Here is a 16,666-nt window from a genome sequence, read left to right as displayed (position 1 = left end):
ACCTGGGCAATGATGGAGAAATGATTCGTGAACCCTGACGACGCCCTCTGGGCCCAGATGTGCGAGGCCGACGGCCTGGACCCCGCCAAGCGCCTGCAGGCCCGCCAGCAGGTGCTGGACAGCGCCGACGCCCGCGACTGCACCCTGTATCGCTCCGCCGAGGAGGATGATCCGGACACCGAAGAGGAAGACCTCGGCGATGCGCGCATCCTCTTCCAGGGCCCCTTCCAGGCGCCGGCCCACTGGGGCGAGGCCGAGCTGGAGGATTTCTTCGGCGACGAGGACCCCGAGCAGTTCGTCACCGCGCTGATCGAATGCTGCGCCGAACCCAGCACCTCGCAGTTCTTCACCCCCGAGCCGGGCGACTATGTGGCCGTGGTGAACGAACGCGGCCAGGTGACCATGTACTACCTGTACGCCTGCCACGAAGATGACGCCGGCCGCCATTGCGTACTGATCCACGACGATCTGGCGCTGCTGTAGGAGCCCGGTCGTCTGTTGCGGTTTCGCGGGGCTTCGTCCGGCTTTTGTAGGAGCGGCTTCAGCCGCGGTTTTTGATGCGACCCCACCCAGGGGCTCGCAACTGAAGTCGCTCCTACGGGTTCGGCACGGAGGCCCGCAGGTTTTCAGAAAAAAGAGGTTTATCTCCCATGTCCAAGATCATCTTCATCACCGGCGCCACCTCCGGTTTCGGCCGCGCCGCCGCGCGCCGCTTCGCGGCCGCAGGCTGGTCGCTGATCCTCACCGGGCGCCGCGTCGAACGCCTGCAAGCGCTGCAGGAAGAACTCGGCGCACAGGTACCGGTGCACATCGCCGCGCTGGACGTGCGCGACGCCGAGGCGGTGCAGGCCGTGGTCGCGGCTCTGCCGGCCGCCTTCCGCCCGGTGCGTGTGCTGCTCAACAACGCCGGCCTGGCCCTGGCGCCGCAGGCGGCCCAGAACGTGGACCTGGCCGACTGGCACACCATGATCGACACCAACGTTAAGGGCCTGGTCAACGTCACCCACGCCCTGCTGCCAACCCTGATCGAGACCGGCGCCGGTGCCAGCATCATCAACATCGGTTCCACCGCCGGCCAGTGGCCCTACCCTGGCAGCCACGTGTACGGCGCCACCAAGGCCTTCGTCGAGCAGTTCAGCTACAACCTGCGCTGCGACCTGCAGGGCACCGGCGTGCGGGTCACCGACATCGCCCCGGGCATGGCGGAAACCGAGTTCACCCTGGTGCGCACCAAGGGCGACCAGGCGGCCTCGGACCGCCTGTACAACACCACCACGCTGCTGACCGCCGAGGACATCGCCGAGCAGATCTTCTACGTGGCCAACCTGCCGGACCGCATCAACATCAACTTCCTGGAAGTGATGCCCACCCGCCAGGCCTGGGCGGGGTTCGCCGTCGACCGAGACTGACCGCTACGCGGCGCGGAAGCGCGCGACACTGCCCTGCAGGGCGGTGGACAGCTCTCCCAGCCGCCCGGCGGTCTGGTGGTTGCTGGCCACCGCCTCGTCGTTCTCGCCGGTCATGCGGGCGATCAGCCCCACCTGGCGGGCGATTTCCCCGGACGCACTGCTCTGCTCCCTGAGGGCATGGGAGATCTCCGCCACGCGCGATACCACCTGCTGGGCGGCTTCGCTGATCTGCTGCATGGCCTCGCCGGCGCGTCGCGCCCGGCCGACGCCTTCGCCGACCCGCTCCACGCCCTGCTCCATGCTGGTCACCGCCCCGTGGATGCCGTCCTGGATGGAGCGCACCATGTCGGCGATTTCCCGCGCCGATTCGGCGGTGCGCTCGGACAACTGGCGCACCTCGTCGGCGACCACGGCAAAGCCGCGGCCCTTGTCGCCGGCGCGCGCCGCCTCGATGGCCGCGTTGAGCGCCAGCAGGTTGGTCTGCGAGGCGATGTTGCCGATCACGTCGACGATGCTGGCGATCTGGCCGGAGCGCTCGCCCAGCGCGTCGATGGTGCGCGCCGAATGGGCCACCGAGTCGGCGATGCCGCCGATCTCGCCGACCACCGAGGCGACGATCTCGCCACCCTGGCGCGACAGCTGACCCGAACGGCTGGCCAGTTCGTCGGCGCTGGCGGCGTTGCGGCTGATGTCCTCGATGCTGACGGTCATCTGTTCCACCGCCGCCGCCATGCTGGAGGCCGCATCGTTCTGCTGCTGGGTCGCCACGCGGATCTGCCCGGAGGCCGCCGCCAACTGGTGCGCGGCGTCGGCCACCTGATCCGAATGGCCCTTGATGCCACCAATCAGCTGGGCCATGGATTCGGCCATGTGATTGAAACTGCCCGCCACCTGCGCCAGTTCATCGCGTGCCTCCAGATGGATACGCACCGTCAGGTCGCCGGCGGCCAGCCGCTCGCTGCCCTCGCGCAGGCGGATCACACTGCCCAGCACCGACCAGTAGGCCCCCGTCGCCAGGTAGCCCACCACCACCAGCAGCCCCAGTAACACCGCCAGGTTGCGCAACAGCTCGCCGCGCGCCTGGGCGCTGCGCTCGGCGAGCAGATGGTCCAGCTCCGGCAACAGCACCTCGAACATCTGCCGGTAGCCTTCATCGACCGTCTCAGTGGCCAGCCGGTAGAAGGCTTCGCTGCTGATTGAGGACTCGCCCTGGTAGACCAGGCCCTGCACCACCCTTTCGATCTCGCCGCCGCGCTCACGCAGGCGGGACAGCGAACGCTGCAGGCGATCACGCAGATTCGGGTGCAGGTTGATCACCTTGTCCAGGCTGTCCTGCATGTCACGCAGGCCAGTGCTGATCTCGTCGACTCGCACCAGCAGCATGCCGCGTTCCTCGGCGCTCGCCTCGCCGCGCGCCAGCACACCGGAACCCAGCGCACGCAGGCGCCCGAAGCGCTCGAGCAGGAACGGCAGGCGCTCCACCGCCACCGCCTTGAGGAAGTAGGTGTCTGCCTCGGGGTCGAAGGTCAGTCCATGGTCATCGGCGATGCGTGCCTGCAGGCGCAGCAGCTCATCCACCAGGGCGCTATGCGCGCCGAAGCTCTGTTCGCGACTCCAGCCAGGCTGCTCGGCGACCATGCGCTGCCACTCCGTGCGTATCCGTGCCAGTGCGTCGCGCTGGGCCGGAGTGAGCCGCTCCTCCAGTTGCGCCAGGCCGTTGCCCAGGTCGCGCTGCACCTCGCGCAGGGCTGCCTCGGCGCCGCCGTCGCCGCCGTCGCCGCCCAACAGACGGGCGGACAGACCGCGCTGCTGCTGCGCCAGGCGCACCAGTTCGGACAGCGGCCGGGCCAGCTCGGCGGCGTGCTGCTCCTGTTCGGCGCGCTCGATGGTCGCCTGCTGCTGGCGGGCGATGCCCCACAGCATGGCGGCCAGCGCCAGCACCATGAGCAGCCCCATGGCCAGGAACTTGAGGGGGTACTTCAGGCGATTCATCAGGGCCTCGGCGGGCCGGAACAGTCTTCTCATCGCACGATCTCACGGCCTGGCAATTCGCTCGCCTCCCCCGAATTACCAAGCTGACTAATGAAGTCGGGAAGGTGGCGCAACGCTATCGGTTGGCGGGCGCCCGCCTCCATGATGCCGATCAAGGACGGAAAAAAGGCGCCAGAAAAACCGCATCCCAGTTTGCCGAATACATCAGAGTCGGGGCCCCGGCGGCCAGAAAGGCGTAGGGTGGACAACGCTTTCCTTGTCCACCATGGCACCCGCACCGCGGCATGTCGGCAGCAGGACGGCCGTGCAAACAAAAGGCCACCCCGGTTGCCCGGGGCGGCCTTTGGGTGCAGCAACGCCCGCTTACGCCAGGCTCTTGCTCACCACTTCATACACATCCGGCGACAGCTCGCCGCTGGCCAGGATGCGCTCCAGCTCGCCGCGCATCAGCGCCTGGCGGGCCGGTGCAAACTTGCGCCAGCGGGTCAGCGGCGCCAGTTGGCGGGCCGCGATCTGCGGGTTGAAGCCGTTCAGGGCGATCACCTGATCGGCCAGGAAGCGGTAGCCGCTGCCGTCCAGGGCGTGGAAGTTCACGTGGTTCTGGTTGGCGAAGGCGCCGATCAGCGAGCGCACCTTGTTGGGGTTCTTCAGGTTGAACGCCGGGTGCGCCATCAGCTGTTGCACACGGGACAGGCCGCCGGGCAGCGGGCTGCCGGCCTGCACGCTGAACCACTGATCCATGACCAGCGGGTTGTCCTTGAAGTGCTCGGCGAACTTGGCCAGCGCACCGGCCTTCTCGGCCTCGAACGGCGAGTTGACCAGCACCGCCAGCGCATGCAGACGCTCGGTCATGTTGTCGCTGTGTTCGTACTGCTCCAGGCAGGCGGCCAGCACTTCCTCGCGGCACGTTTCCATCAGGTAGCTCAGGGCGATGTTCTGCAGGCTGCGGCGGGCGATCTGCCCCGCCTCGGCCACATACGGGGTCTGGCGGGACTGCTCGCGGCTGGCCTGGTAGCGGGCCCACAGCGGCTCGTACAGCGCCTCGGCGATCTGCTGGCGCACGAACTCGCGGGCGGCGTGGATGGCGTCGACATCGGCCTCGTCGCTGATCTCCGCCAGGTAGGCCTCGCTCGGCAAGCTGAGCATCTCCGCGACCATGGCCTGATCCAGCTGCTGGTTTTCCAGCAGCGTGCGCAGCGCGGCGATCAGGCGCTGATCCAGCACCATGGCCTCGCCGCGCTGCCGCTGGCCGACCAGCTCCTGCAGCACCTGCACGGCCAGCTGCTGGCCGGCCTCCCAGCGGTTGAAGCCGTCGGAGTCGTGCTGCATGAGGAACATCAGCTGGTCGCGGTTGTACGGGAAGCTCAGCTTCACCGGCGCGGAGAAGCCGCGCAGCAGCGAGGGCAGCGGCTTCTCGGCCAGGTTGACGAAGGTGAACGACTGCTGCGCCTCGGTGACCGACAGCACGCGACTGGTGCCCTGGGCCGCGGCTTCGCCGGCCAGCTGCAGCGGCAGGTCGTTGCCCTGCGCGTCCAGCAGGCCCAGGGCGACCGGGATCACGAACGGCTGCTTCTCTGCCTGGCCAGGGGTCGCCGGGCAGCTCTGGGCGAAGGTCAGGGTGTAGGTCTGGGCGGCGGCGTCGTAGGCCTCGCTGACCTGCAGGCGCGGCGTGCCGGCCTGGCTGTACCAGCGCTTGAACTGGGTCAGGTCGATGCCACTGGCGTCTTCCATGGCCTTGATGAAGTCGTCGCAGGTCACCGCCTGGCCGTCGTGGCGCTGGAAGTACAGGTCCGAACCCTTGCGGAAGGCGTCGGCGCCCAGCAGGGTGTGGATCATGCGCAGCACTTCGGCGCCCTTCTCGTACACGGTCAGGGTGTAGAAGTTGGAGATCTCCATGTAGGCGTCCGGACGCACCGGGTGGGCCATGGGGCCGGCGTCCTCGGCGAACTGGTGCGTGCGCAGGTAGGCCACATCCTCGATGCGCTTGACGGTGCGCGAGTTCATGTCGGCGCTGAACTCGGCGTCGCGGAACACGGTGAAGCCTTCCTTGAGCGACAGCTGGAACCAGTCGCGGCAGGTCACGCGGTTGCCGGACCAGTTGTGGAAGTACTCGTGGGCGACGATGGCTTCGATGCGCTGGTGGGCGGCGTCGGTGGCGGTCTCGGCGCGGGCCAGCACGGCACTGGAGTTGAAGATGTTGAGGCCCTTGTTCTCCATGGCGCCCATGTTGAAGTCGTTCACCGCGACGATCATGAAGATGTCCAGGTCGTATTCGCGGCCGTAGACCTCCTCGTCCCAGCGCATGGACTTCTTCAGGCTGTCCATGGCGTGCTGGCACTTGTCGATGTTTTCCGGCTCGACATAGATGCGCAGGGCCACGTCGCGGCCGCTCATCGTGGTGAAGTTGTCCTCGATGCACCACAGATCACCGGCCACCAGGGCGAACAGGTAGGCCGGCTTCTTGAACGGGTCCTGCCAGGTCGCCCAGTGGCGGCCATCCTCGCCGTCGCCGGCGGCGATCGGGTTGCCGTTGGAGAGCAGCACGGGATAGCGCTGCTTGTCGGCACTGACCGTGGTGGTGAAGCTGCTCATCACGTCCGGGCGGTCGAGGTAGTAGGTGATCTTGCGAAAGCCCTCGGCCTCGCACTGCGTGCAGAACATCGTGCCGGACTTGTACAGGCCTTCCAGCGCGGTGTTGCTTTCCGGATGGATGCGCACCGTGCTGTCCAGGGTGAAGCTGGCGCTGTCCGGCTGCAGGGTCAGGCTAGCCGGGGTGAGCTGGTAGTCGCCGGCGCCCAGTTCGCGATCGTTGAGGCTCAGGCTGAGCAGTTCCAGCTCCTGACCGTGCAACACCAGCGGGGGAAGCCCGGCTCCGGCCTGCGGGTTGCGACGCATCACCAGCTGGGCATGCACCAGCGAGTGATCCTCGTACAGCTCGAAGGTCAGGGTGGTCTCGTCGATCAGGTAGTCGGGAACCTGATAGTCCTTGAGGTAGATGGTGTTCGGCTGTTCGGTACGCATGGAAACCTCAATCATGTTCGCGAAACCCGCCGGACCCGGCGGGTCGAAGAAACAGGGTTACGCGCAGCTGGCGGCGACGGTGTAGGCGGTGAACTTGCGGATGTTGATCACGCCGGTATCCAGAATCAGGTATTGACCCTTGATGCCCAGCAGGGTGCCCTCGACCCGCGGGGTCTTTTCCAGATCGTGGGTGACGATCTTGCCCGGGTACGCCTGGACGGGATAGCGGATGGTCTGCACCTCGGCATCCGGCACGGTCTGGATCGCCTGCAGGCCGAAGCGCTGCTGCAGCTGGCCGATACCGTCGGCGCAGGCGGCGAACACCTGGTCGCGGATGGCCGGCAGGTCCAGCTGTTCGGCGTCGCCCTTGAGCAGCGCCCGCCAGTTGGTCTTGTCCGGCACCTGGCTGCGCAACAGGTCTTCCACCAGCCCGGACTGCTGCCGGGTGGCCACGCGCAGGATCGGCAGCGCCTGGGTGGCGCCCTGGTCCAGCCAGCGGGTCGGCAGTTGGGTGGCGCGGGTGATGCCGACCTTGATGCCCGAGGAGTTGGCCAGGTAGACCACGTGATCGGTCATGCAGAAGCTCGTGCCCCATTCGGGATCGCGGCAGGTGCCCAGCTCGTGATGACACTTCTCCGGGCTGACGATGCACAGGTCGCACTGGGGGAGTTTCTTGAAACAGGGGTAGCAGTAGCCCTGGCTGAAGCTCTTGTTGGTCTTGCGACCGCAGTGGCTGCAGTGGATGGCACCCAGGTATTCCAGGCACAGGGTCTTGCCGATCAGCGGATTGACCGGCACCTGCAGCTCGCCCAGGCGAAAGGCGTACTGCACCGGGGCATCCAGGCGCGCGGCCATCTTGTCCAGCGCGCCGCGTCCGAGTTCCACCATCAGTGGCGGGTTCCGGACGCCGGGGCGAACAGATCGCTTTCGGTGGCAGCCTTCTTGCTCTTCGAGCCGCATTCCTGGCCGTTCATGAAGCCGGTGCGCTCTTCCTCGGGCAGGTTCTTCAGCTCCCAGGCGATCATCGCGCCCAGGCAGGTTTCCTTCTGCTCCTGGGTCAGCTTGCGGCCATCCGGCCACTTGCCCAGCTCCACGGCCTGCTTGAGGTTCTGGTAGATCTCGGGGGTGATGTTCTCGATGGCTTCGATAAAGGACGACATGGCCGACTCCGGAAAAGTGAAACGCCGGCCATTCTAGCGGGGCGGGAGGATTAAGGGAAAAGCGCGAACCGCCCCGCTCCCACAGAAGCGGCGAGTCAGCGCCGGCGCGCCAGCCAGCCGCCGAGCACCCCGGTGGCGCAGCCGATCAGCAGGCCGCCAACGTGGGCGGCGTTGGCGATGGCGCCCAGGCCCAGGGCAGTGACCAGCCCGGACAGGCACACCAGCAGCCAGACCAGCATCAGCCCCACCACACCCGGCGGCAGCCGGTAGGCGGGATTGTGCGCCAGCTTCTGGTACAGCCAGCAGTGCCCGAGCAGGCCATAGAGCACGCCGGACAACCCGCCGAAGATGCCCACACCCCCGAACACGTACTGCGCCAGGTTGGACACCAGCGCGAACAGCAGGGTGAAGCCCAGCAAGGCGAAGCGCCCCTGATGGGCCTCGACGCGCCGACCCAGCTCCCAGTACCAGAGGCTGTTCATGGCCAGGTGCAGCCAGCCGAAGTGCACCAGCATCGGCGTGAACAGGCGCCACCACTGGCCGCTGTCGAGGGTGTGGCCGAGGTCGGCGAAGTACAGGTATTCCTCGGTGATGCCGTAATCCGCGAAACTCAGCCAGCGGATGGTCTCCAGGTTCTCGCCACCCCAGGTGATGGCGAACACCACCAGGGTCAGCAACAGCATCAGCGCGGTGAACGGCGCCTCGCGCAGGCTGCCGAAGCGGCGCACCGGCGTTGCCGATACGACCTCGCCCTCGATGGGCGCATCAGGATCGCCCTGCGGGAAACGCGCGTACAGTTCGCGCACCTGCGCCGCCAGCGTGTCCGGCACCCAGAGCACCTGCTGGCCGCTTTCCTCACTGACCCGGCAAGGCACGCCCATCCGTTTCAACAGCGCCAGGAAGCCGCTGAGATCGGTCTCCAGCGGCAGGCGCAGCACCGCCACGGCGCTCATCGCGGCGCCCCCAGGCTATCCACCTCGACCCACACGAACTTGTCGGCATGCAGCCGATGCTCGCCGTCGAAGCGGTAGGCCACCAGGCGACCTTCCAGCACCGCGCTGTAGTCCAGGCACGCCAGGTTGTGGCGAATCGGCGCCGGTCGGCCGTCGCGCCAGTAGTGGCCGATGAACAGCGGAGGCTCGTCCGGCCCGTAGCGCAGCAATTCGCGCTTCTGATGCGGAGTCAGCGGCGTGCTGGCAACGTGCTGGGGCAGCGGCTCGGGCTGGAAAACGATGTCGCCGTAGGTCTGCGGGTCCTCCTCCCAGAACTTGGTGCGGAAGAAGGTGCGCGGGAAGCCTTCGCGGCTGGTCAGTACCACGCCCTCCGGCAGGCGCATGTCCAGGCCGCGCAGCAGCCGGTTGAACGCCTGGGCGGCGAAGCTCTCCGGCCGGCCGGCGGCACGCACGAAGGCGCGGTCGACCCGCCCCTCGGGAAAATGCACGCGCAGCATGTCGATCAGCTCGCTGTCCCAGCAGGCGTGCACCAGGCGGAAGGCGCCGGCGTCGAGGAACAGCGGCAGGTCCTGGAACCAGTCGAGGAACGCCTGCCACTCGGCGGGGTAGGCCTCGAACTGCCGATGGGTTTCCTGCAGCAGGATGGCGTGGCGGCGCACGTGTTCACGGACGAACAGCCGGCCGCTGCCGGGCGGCGCCGGGGTAGCCCAGCCCAGCGCGCTGAACTCGTGGTTGCCCATGATGCACAGCGCCTGCCCGGCCTCGACCATGTCGCGCACGATGTGCAGCGCTTCGCGGATGTGCGGGCCACGGTCGATGATGTCGCCAAGGAACAGCGCCATGCGCTGCGGATGTCGCCACACGCCGTCCTGCAGGCGATAGCCGAGGCGTTCGAGCAGTTGCTCAAGGGCTTCGGCGCAGCCGTGGACATCGCCGATGATGTCGTAGCCGCGCGCGGGATCGAACTGCATCACTCGCCACCACCACCCAGACGGCTGCCCCAACCCAGCTTGGTACGGCAGATCTCGTAGTAGTTGTGGTCCAGCGGATGGATCAGACGCAGCTTCTGCGGTTTCTTGGAGATGGTCACCGTGTCGCCCGGCGCGCAGGTGAAATGGTTCTGGCCGTCGCAGGACACCTGCGGGTAGATCTGCAGGTTTGGCGATACCACCACCTTCAGCTCGCTGTTGCCGTCCACCACGATCGGCCGGCTGGACAGCGTGTGCGGGTACATGGGCACCACCACGATGGCGTCCAGCTTGGGGTGCATGATCGGCCCGCCGGCGGACAGCGCGTAGGCGGTGGACCCGGTGGGCGTGGCGATGATCAGGCCGTCGGACTTCTGGCTGCTGACGAACTGGCCGTCGATGTACAACTCGAACTCGATCATCCGCGTCGACTTGCCGGGGTGCAGCACCACATCGTTGAGGGCGTCGCCCTGGCCAATGGGTACGGCGTTGCGACGCATCTCGGCTTCCAGCAGGAAGCGGCTCTCCACGGTGTACTGGCCGTCCAGCACCTCGGCGACCTTCTGTTCCAGCTCGTCCGGGCGGATGTCGGTGAGAAAGCCCAGGTTGCCGCGGTTGACGCCCAGCACCGGCACCTTGTAGCGCGCCAGGGCGCGCGCCGCGCCGAGCATGCTGCCGTCGCCGCCGACCACGATGACCAGGTCGCAGACCTCGCCGAGGTTCTTGCGCGAGCAGACCTGCTGGCCGTGTCCGGGCAGCACCTCGGCGATTTCCTCTTCGAGGATCACATTGAGGTGGCGGTCGAGCAGAAAGCGCTTGAGCCGGCGAATGGTCTCCAGGACCTGGGAACTGCCCAGGCGGCCGATGATGCCGATATTACGAAACTGCTCCATGGGACTCCTGTTCGCCGCGCCAAAGTGCCGGCAATTATGGGCGAAAGCGGCTGCCAGGGGCAGCCCTCGTGCCGACCTTGTCATTCGCCGGGCGCAGCGCAACTATGCTCGACACCATGCATCCCTTCCTCGAACTCACCGACCTGCTGCCCCGCCTGCGCCAGCCCGTGGTCCGCGACCTGGCCTGGACGCTGCTATCGCCACCCTTGCTCGCGGAGACCGAATGGCCGCAGCGCCATCCGCTGGCCGGCAGTGGCTGGGCGCGCCAGCCGGGGCGACTGGCCGACTGGCTGCTGCGCCTCGACGAGCAGCCCGCCGTCCTGCTGGAATGGCTGGCGCGCGGCCCGCTGCGGCGTCTGGGCCTGTATTACGAGCGACTCTGGCAGTTCGCCCTGCAGGCCGCGCCCGGCATCCTGCTGCTGGCCTGCAACCTGCCGATCCGCCTGGGTGGCCGCACCCTGGGCGAGCTGGACCTGCTGCTGCGCGACGAGGATGGCGTCCACCACCTGGAACTGGCGGTCAAGCTCTACCTGGGCCCGCGGCAGGGCAACGGCCGTGACACGGCCCAGTGGCTGGGCCCGGGCAGCGAGGATCGTCTGGACCGCAAGCTGGATCACCTGGCCAGCCACCAGTTGCCACTCTCCAGCAGCCGCCACGGCAAGCTGGCCCTGGCCGATCTGCGGCCGGACGACGTCCAGGCTGAATTCTGGCTGGGCGGTTATCTGTTCTACCCCTGGCCGGACGGCTGCGCCGCGCCGGCGGGCGCACACCCGCTGCACTGCCGTGGATACTGGCTGACGCGCGAGCGCTTCACCGCGTTGCGCGCGGACAGCGCGCCAGGCCCCTGGCAGCCGCTGCCCCGCCAGGCCTGGCTGGCCACTGCGCAACTGCCGCACGCGGAGGTGTGGTCGGCCGAACACTTGGACGACTGGCTGGAACAGTTGCCGCGCACGGCGCCGGCGCAACTGCTGGTACGCCTGCGGGAAGCGTGCACGGACGTGTGGGAGGAAGCGGAACGAGTCTTTCTGATGCCCGACGCCTGGCCGCTCAACGGCCAGGCCGGCGGCTGACTCAGGCGTATTCCTGATGGCCGTGCTTGCTTCCGACCAGGCGGCCAGCGGACAGCGACATCATCAGCAGGGCAATGCGCTCGTGCATGATCAGGGTGTGGGTGTTGCCTGTCTCGACCATGTGCTTGCGCAGGGTCTCGCGCACCTTGGGCGCGCCAGTGACGTCGATGATCACGTCCACGCGTTCGCCCAGCTCGGCCAGTTCCATGAAGTTGTCGGTGACCGGCACGCCGAACTCGCGGGCCAGCACGATGCCGGGCATCGACAGGTCCAGGTCGGCCACGCCCACCACGGTGACGAAGGGCGAAGTCAGCAGTTGCTTGAGCAGCGGGGTGCCGGTCTCGCCGGCGCCGATGACGGCAATACGAAAGCCTTGCATGAGTAGTACAACCCTCGGTGAATGACGATGTCACTGTGCCGCCATGCGCTGGCACCCGGATTGACTTGCATCAAGCCGGCAGTGCCGCGGCCCTGCGACCAAAAGTCAGTGGCGCCAGCCCTGCAGGCCGCCGGTATGCACGAAGATCAGCCGCGTACCGGCCGAAACCTCGCCGGCGGCCACCCGCTCGCGCAGCGCCAGCAGGGCCTTGGCGGTGTACAGCGGTTCGAGCGACAGGCCGGTCGCGTCCTCGGTGTCGCGCATGAAGGCCAGCAGGGCGTCGTCCAGCCGGGCGAAACCGCCGCGACAGGCCGGCAACAGGTGATAGTGCTCCCGCGCCAGGCCCAGCTCGGCCAGGCGCCGGGGCACGCCATGGTCCTCGGGCACCGCCAGCGCGCCATGCACCGGGCGCTGTCCCGCCTCGCCCAGCGCCAGCCCTGCCAGGGTGGTGCCGGTGCCGACCGCCAGCCACCAGCCGTGGTAGTCGTCCCAGCCCAGCGCGGGCAGCTGGCGGCGCGCCAGTTCCACCAGCTCGACGCAGCCCTGCGCGCCGGGCAACCCGCCGCCGCCTTCCGGCACCGGGTGCAGATCGGGGTAGCGCTGCCGCCAGGCGTCCCAGAAGTCCTCCCGATGGCGCGCCCGGTAGCCGCCGTAGCCCAGCCAGTGCAGGCGCATGCCGAATGCTTCGAGATCACGCACCGTCGGCGTGTCGCAGGGCTCGCCGCGCAGCAGACCGACAGTGGCGAAACCGAAGCGTACGCCGGCGGCGGCCACTGCGTGCAGGTGATTGGAATGCGCGCCACCCAGGGTCATCACCCCGGCCCGACCCGCTGCGGCGGCTTCGCGCAGATGCGGTTTGAGCTTGTACCACTTGTTGCCGGAAAGCTGCGGGTCGATCAGGTCCAGGCGCAACACGGCGACCTCCACACCGGCCTGGGCCAGCCAGTCGAGTTCGAGGCGCTGCAACGGGGGTTCGGGGGACCAGTCGGGCAGGATCAGCATGGGGCGTGGAGGCGGTTTGGGATGGCTCAGCCTAGGGCGCGCCGTCGGCGCAGTCCAGCCGCTATCCCCTCACCCCCGCCTCGGAGCGGGGTAGGAGGCCAGCGCCTTTTCTGGGCGCCGGACCGCCGGACCGCCGCATCGGCGGCCAGGAACAACGTTGCCTGCCCTACGTGAAACCTCAGGCCCCTGCCCGCGCCGCCCGCACCTTGGCCTGATGCCGCGTACAGCAGCTGCTTTCGCCGCGCACGAAGCGGCTCGGCGTGTCGATGCGGTCGATGGGCATGGCGCAGCGTTCGCCGGTGGGCAGGCGGGCGCTGCAGGTCGGCTGCTGGTAATGGGCCAGCCATTCCCGGTAGTGCTCGGCGGACACCAGGCACTTGGCCGCCACAAACGCCTCGGGGTCGTCCTGGTAGCGGCCGATTTCGGCCAGCGGAATGGTCAGGTGGCCGGTGCCCGGGTGATAGACCACAAACATCACGCCCAGTCCGGCCAGGCGCTCGATGCCGCGCAGCTGGTTCTGGCGCAGGCGTTCCACTTCCGCCTGCTGTTGCGCGTCCAGCTCGCTGCGGCTGGCCAGCTCCGCCTGCAAGGCGGCGATCTGGTCCTTGTAATCGGCGACCTCCGCGGCAATGCGTGCCTGCAGCTCCAGCTCGAACTGCCCGCGCAGTAACTCTGCCTCGCTGCGCCCGTCGTGCTCCATCGAGCGCAACTGGCGGGTCAGTGCCTCGCGGGCCCGGCGGAACTGATCGGCCTGGCTCTGCTGCTGTACCTTGAGGTCCACGTTCATCTGCTCCTGGCAGGCCAGTACCTGCTGCAGCGTCTCGATCTGCTCAAGCAGCGCCTTCTCCCGCTGTTCGGCCTCCAGGCGCAGGCGGGCGAACTGGTCCTCGTACTGCTGGGTCAGGCTTTGCAGGCGCAGACGCTGCTGGCGGATCAACTGCGCGGTCTTCTGGCGATGCTGCAGATCCACCTTGCGGGCCAGGCGCGCAGCCATGCTCTTGGCCGCCTCCGGGGCCAGCCAGTCCCCGCCGCCGGCGTCGGCACCGGCCGGCGCATCCACCTCGCTGAGAATCCCCAGATTGTTGCGTTTTGCGGCATCGCGCAGCTGCAGCAGCTCGTTGCGACCGGGCTTGAGGCTCGGGTCCCACAGGTGCATCTGGTGCCAGGCGACCGGGCAACGGCTGCGGCAGGCCAGGCGGATGGCGCCATCGCCCAGATCCGGGCCGCGCACGCCCTGCTCCGCCAGATGGCGCAAGGGAATGTTCCAGCCGCTGTCGGCGCGGCCGGATTCGTCGAAGTCGATGAGGAAGAAGGTGACGGCACGAATGTGCAGGCGCGGCGTGATCAGCACGTAGGCGGCGGGGATCTGCTGGTCGGCGAAATCCACCAGACTCACCACCCCGTCCAGCACCGCCTCGAATTCGGCCAGGTGCATCTCCTTGCAGATGGCACCGGCGCGGAAAAACATCACCGCTTCGACCTGCTGAGGCTTGGCCTGCAGACTCATGCTTACCCCCTGAAACGAACGAACCCCGCGCCAGGCGGGGTTCGCAGTCTAGGAAAAGCCCGGGACGGGCAGCGTGACGCCGTTGGCAACCACCTGCCCCACCGTGCGCGCCGCGACGAGCGGCGCGCCGGGCGCGGGTTACAGCTCGGCGGCCAGGCGCGAGCCCTGGTTGATGGCGCGCTTGGCATCCAGCTCGCTGGCCACGTCGGCGCCGCCGATCAGGTGCACCTTCTGGCCAGCGGCGACCAGGCCGTCGTGCAACTCGCGCAGCGGCTCCTGGCCGGCGCAGATGATCACCGTGTCCACCGGCAGCACCTGCGGTTCGCCTCCGGCGATGCTGACGTGCAGGCCGGCGTCGTCGATCTTCAGGTACTCGACGCTGTTGAGCATCTGCACGTTCTTGTTCTTCAATCCGGTGCGGTGGATCCAGCCGGTGGTCTTGCCGAGGCCGTCGCCCACCTTGCTCTTCTTGCGCTGCAGCAGGAACACCTCGCGGGCCGCCGCGTGCGGCTGCGCCTGGATGCCGGCCACGCCGCCGCGGGCTTCCAGACCGAGGTCGATGCCCCACTCCTTCCAGAACGCCTCGCGATCCAGGCTGGTGGAAACGCCGTCATGGGTGATGTACTCGGAGACGTCGAAGCCGATGCCGCCGGCGCCGATCACCGCCACGCGCCGGCCGACCGGCTTGCGCTCGAGGATGGCGTCCAGGTAGCCGATCACCTTCGGGTGCTCGATGCCGGGGATCGCCGGGGTGCGCGGCACGATGCCGGTGGCCAGGATGATCTCGTCGAAGCCACCCTTGACCAGCGCCTCGGCGCTGACCCGGGTGTTCAGGCGCACGTCCACGCCGGTGCTGTCCAGGCGGTTGCGGAAGTAGCGCAGGGTTTCGTGGAACTCCTCCTTGCCCGGCACGCGCTTGGCGACGTTGAACTGGCCGCCGATCTCGCTGCCGGCGTCGAACAGCGTCACGCGGTGGCCACGCTCGGCCGCCACGCAGGCGGCGGACAGGCCGGCCGGGCCGGCGCCGACCACGGCGATCTTCTTGCCCTGGGCGACCGGGATGTAGTTCAGCTCGGTTTCATGGCAGGCGCGCGGGTTGACCAGGCAGCTGGTCAGCTTGCCGCCGAAGGTGTGGTCCAGACAGGCCTGGTTGCAGCCGATACAGGTGTTGATCTCGTCGGCGCGACCGGCGGCCGCCTTGTTGACGAACTCCGGGTCGGCGAGGAACGGCCGGGCCATGGACACCATGTCGGCATCGCCCTCGGCCAGCACCTGCTCGGCCACCTCCGGCGTGTTGATGCGGTTGGTGGTGATCAGCGGAATCTTCACCTCGCCCTTGAGCTTGGCGGTGACCTTGGTGAAGGCCGCGCGCGGCACCTTGGTGGCGATGGTCGGGATGCGCGCCTCGTGCCAGCCGATGCCGGTGTTGATGATCGTCGCGCCAGCGGCCTCGATGGCCTTGGCCAGGGTGACGATTTCGTCCCAGGTGCTGCCACCTTCCACCAGGTCCAGCATGGACAGGCGGTAGATGATGATGAAATTCGGGCCGACGGCCTCGCGCACGCGGCGCACGATTTCCACCGGCAGGCGCATGCGGTTCTCGTAGCTGCCGCCCCAGCGATCAGTGCGCTGGTTGGTGTGGGCGACCAGGAACTGGTTGATGAAGTAGCCTTCCGAACCCATGATCTCGACGCCGTCGTACTCGGCCTGCTGGGCAAGACGGGCGCAGTTCACGAAGTCGCTGATCTGCTTCTCGATGCCTTCCTCGTCCAGTTCGCGCGGTTTGAACGGGTTGATCGGCGCCTGGATGGCGCTCGGCGCGACCTGCTTGGGGCTGTAGGCGTAGCGACCGGCATGGAGGATCTGCATGCAGATCTTGCCGCCCGCTTCGTGCACGGCCTGGGTGACGATGCGGTGCTTCTCGGCTTCTTCCGGGGTGCTCAGCTTGGCGGCGCCGGAGTACACCGCGCCCTCCTCGTTCGGGCCGATGCCGCCGGTGACCATCAGGCCGACGCCGCCGCGGGCGCGCTCGGCGAAATAGGCCGCCATGCGCTCGAAGCCGTTGGGCTTCTCTTCCAGGCCGGTGTGCATGGAGCCCATCAGGGTGCGGTTCTTCAGGGTGGTGAAGCCCAGGTCCAGCGGGGCGAGCAGGTGCGGGTAGCGTGCGGTCATGGCGATCCTTCCGGCAGTTCACGGTGCTGGCTACGCTCATCGACGCAGCCTGTTATGGCGCCAGACGATAGTCAGCCGGCGCGAGGCGCTCAATGATCAAAACTGACAAGTTGCTGATCCAAATGCACAACGCGGCTTGG

At 67.9% G+C, this 16,666-nt stretch carries 14 protein-coding genes; 3 read left to right on the top strand and 11 right to left on the bottom strand.

What is annotated here, in order from left to right; all coding sequences use genetic code 11:
• Positions 1 to 27: 27 nt before the first annotated feature.
• Both SF06_RS12405 and SF06_RS12400 read left to right on the top strand, forming a co-directional pair.
• Positions 28 to 483, top strand: coding sequence for a hypothetical protein (locus SF06_RS12405; RefSeq protein WP_437123597.1), 456 nt, complete (start codon positions 28 to 30; stop codon positions 481 to 483).
• Between the two features lie 167 nt (positions 484 to 650).
• On the top strand, positions 651 to 1,409 hold the full coding sequence (locus SF06_RS12400) for an SDR family NAD(P)-dependent oxidoreductase (RefSeq protein ID WP_039561755.1): 759 nt from the start codon (positions 651 to 653) through the stop codon (positions 1,407 to 1,409).
• 3 nt (positions 1,410 to 1,412) lie between these two features.
• Here the strand turns inward: SF06_RS12400 and SF06_RS12395 are convergent, their stop codons facing one another.
• The 7 genes from SF06_RS12395 to SF06_RS12365 all read right to left on the bottom strand — a co-directional run bounded on the left by SF06_RS12395 (position 1,413) and on the right by SF06_RS12365 (position 10,396).
• Positions 1,413 to 3,434 (bottom strand): methyl-accepting chemotaxis protein, encoded by a 2,022-nt coding sequence (locus SF06_RS12395; RefSeq protein WP_039561753.1) that lies wholly within the window; start codon positions 3,432 to 3,434, stop codon positions 1,413 to 1,415.
• A 330-nt stretch (positions 3,435 to 3,764) separates the two neighbouring features.
• Complete coding sequence (gene pepN / locus SF06_RS12390; RefSeq protein WP_039561751.1) at positions 3,765 to 6,422, bottom strand: aminopeptidase N; 2,658 nt, start codon at positions 6,420 to 6,422, stop codon at positions 3,765 to 3,767.
• A gap of 57 nt (positions 6,423 to 6,479) precedes the next feature.
• A complete protein-coding gene (locus SF06_RS12385; RefSeq protein ID WP_039561748.1) occupies positions 6,480 to 7,310 on the bottom strand; it encodes a DUF2797 domain-containing protein in 831 nt (276 codons plus the stop codon).
• Positions 7,310 to 7,582 carry a YeaC family protein gene (locus tag SF06_RS12380; RefSeq protein ID WP_027589624.1) on the bottom strand — a complete coding sequence of 91 codons (273 nt, stop codon included), beginning with the start codon at positions 7,580 to 7,582 and terminating at the stop codon, positions 7,310 to 7,312. Before SF06_RS12380 ends, SF06_RS12385 begins: the two co-directional genes overlap by 1 nt.
• 95 nt (positions 7,583 to 7,677) lie before the next feature.
• Positions 7,678 to 8,535 (bottom strand): rhomboid family intramembrane serine protease, encoded by an 858-nt coding sequence (locus SF06_RS12375; RefSeq protein ID WP_039561747.1) that lies wholly within the window; start codon positions 8,533 to 8,535, stop codon positions 7,678 to 7,680.
• On the bottom strand, positions 8,532 to 9,506 hold the full coding sequence (locus SF06_RS12370; RefSeq protein WP_039561744.1) for a metallophosphoesterase: 975 nt from the start codon (positions 9,504 to 9,506) through the stop codon (positions 8,532 to 8,534). Before SF06_RS12370 ends, SF06_RS12375 begins: the two co-directional genes overlap by 4 nt.
• Positions 9,506 to 10,396: an NAD(+) kinase gene (locus SF06_RS12365; protein ID WP_027589621.1), complete on the bottom strand. Its 891-nt coding sequence runs from the start codon at positions 10,394 to 10,396 to the stop codon at positions 9,506 to 9,508. Before SF06_RS12365 ends, SF06_RS12370 begins: the two co-directional genes overlap by 1 nt.
• 104 nt (positions 10,397 to 10,500) lie before the next feature.
• On the opposite strand from SF06_RS12365, the gene SF06_RS12360 reads away from it, so the two are divergent.
• Positions 10,501 to 11,466 carry a DUF1853 family protein gene (locus SF06_RS12360; RefSeq protein ID WP_234703327.1) on the top strand — a complete coding sequence of 322 codons (966 nt, stop codon included), beginning with the start codon at positions 10,501 to 10,503 and terminating at the stop codon, positions 11,464 to 11,466.
• Between the two features lies 1 nt (position 11,467).
• Here SF06_RS12360 and SF06_RS12355 read toward each other — a convergent pair whose 3' ends face one another.
• From SF06_RS12355 to SF06_RS12340, 4 genes are all read right to left on the bottom strand, one after another.
• Positions 11,468 to 11,845 carry a Gfo/Idh/MocA family oxidoreductase gene (locus SF06_RS12355; protein WP_027589619.1) on the bottom strand — a complete coding sequence of 126 codons (378 nt, stop codon included), beginning with the start codon at positions 11,843 to 11,845 and terminating at the stop codon, positions 11,468 to 11,470.
• Positions 11,846 to 11,950: 105 nt separating this feature from the next.
• Positions 11,951 to 12,847, bottom strand: a complete 897-nt coding sequence (locus SF06_RS12350) for a 1-aminocyclopropane-1-carboxylate deaminase/D-cysteine desulfhydrase (protein WP_027589618.1) — start codon at positions 12,845 to 12,847, stop codon at positions 11,951 to 11,953.
• A 178-nt stretch (positions 12,848 to 13,025) separates the two neighbouring features.
• Positions 13,026 to 14,354 (bottom strand): hypothetical protein, encoded by a 1,329-nt coding sequence (locus tag SF06_RS12345; protein ID WP_027589617.1) that lies wholly within the window; start codon positions 14,352 to 14,354, stop codon positions 13,026 to 13,028.
• A 138-nt stretch (positions 14,355 to 14,492) separates the two neighbouring features.
• Positions 14,493 to 16,526: an NADPH-dependent 2,4-dienoyl-CoA reductase gene (locus SF06_RS12340; protein WP_039561743.1), complete on the bottom strand. Its 2,034-nt coding sequence runs from the start codon at positions 16,524 to 16,526 to the stop codon at positions 14,493 to 14,495.
• Between the last annotated feature and the right edge of the window lie 140 nt (positions 16,527 to 16,666).

This window comes from Pseudomonas flexibilis, assembly GCF_000802425.1.
In the GTDB taxonomy this organism is placed as follows: domain Bacteria; phylum Pseudomonadota; class Gammaproteobacteria; order Pseudomonadales; family Pseudomonadaceae; genus Serpens; species Serpens flexibilis.
Note: the sequence above shows the minus strand (reverse complement) of the source record. Positions and strands in the feature narration are given on the sequence as shown.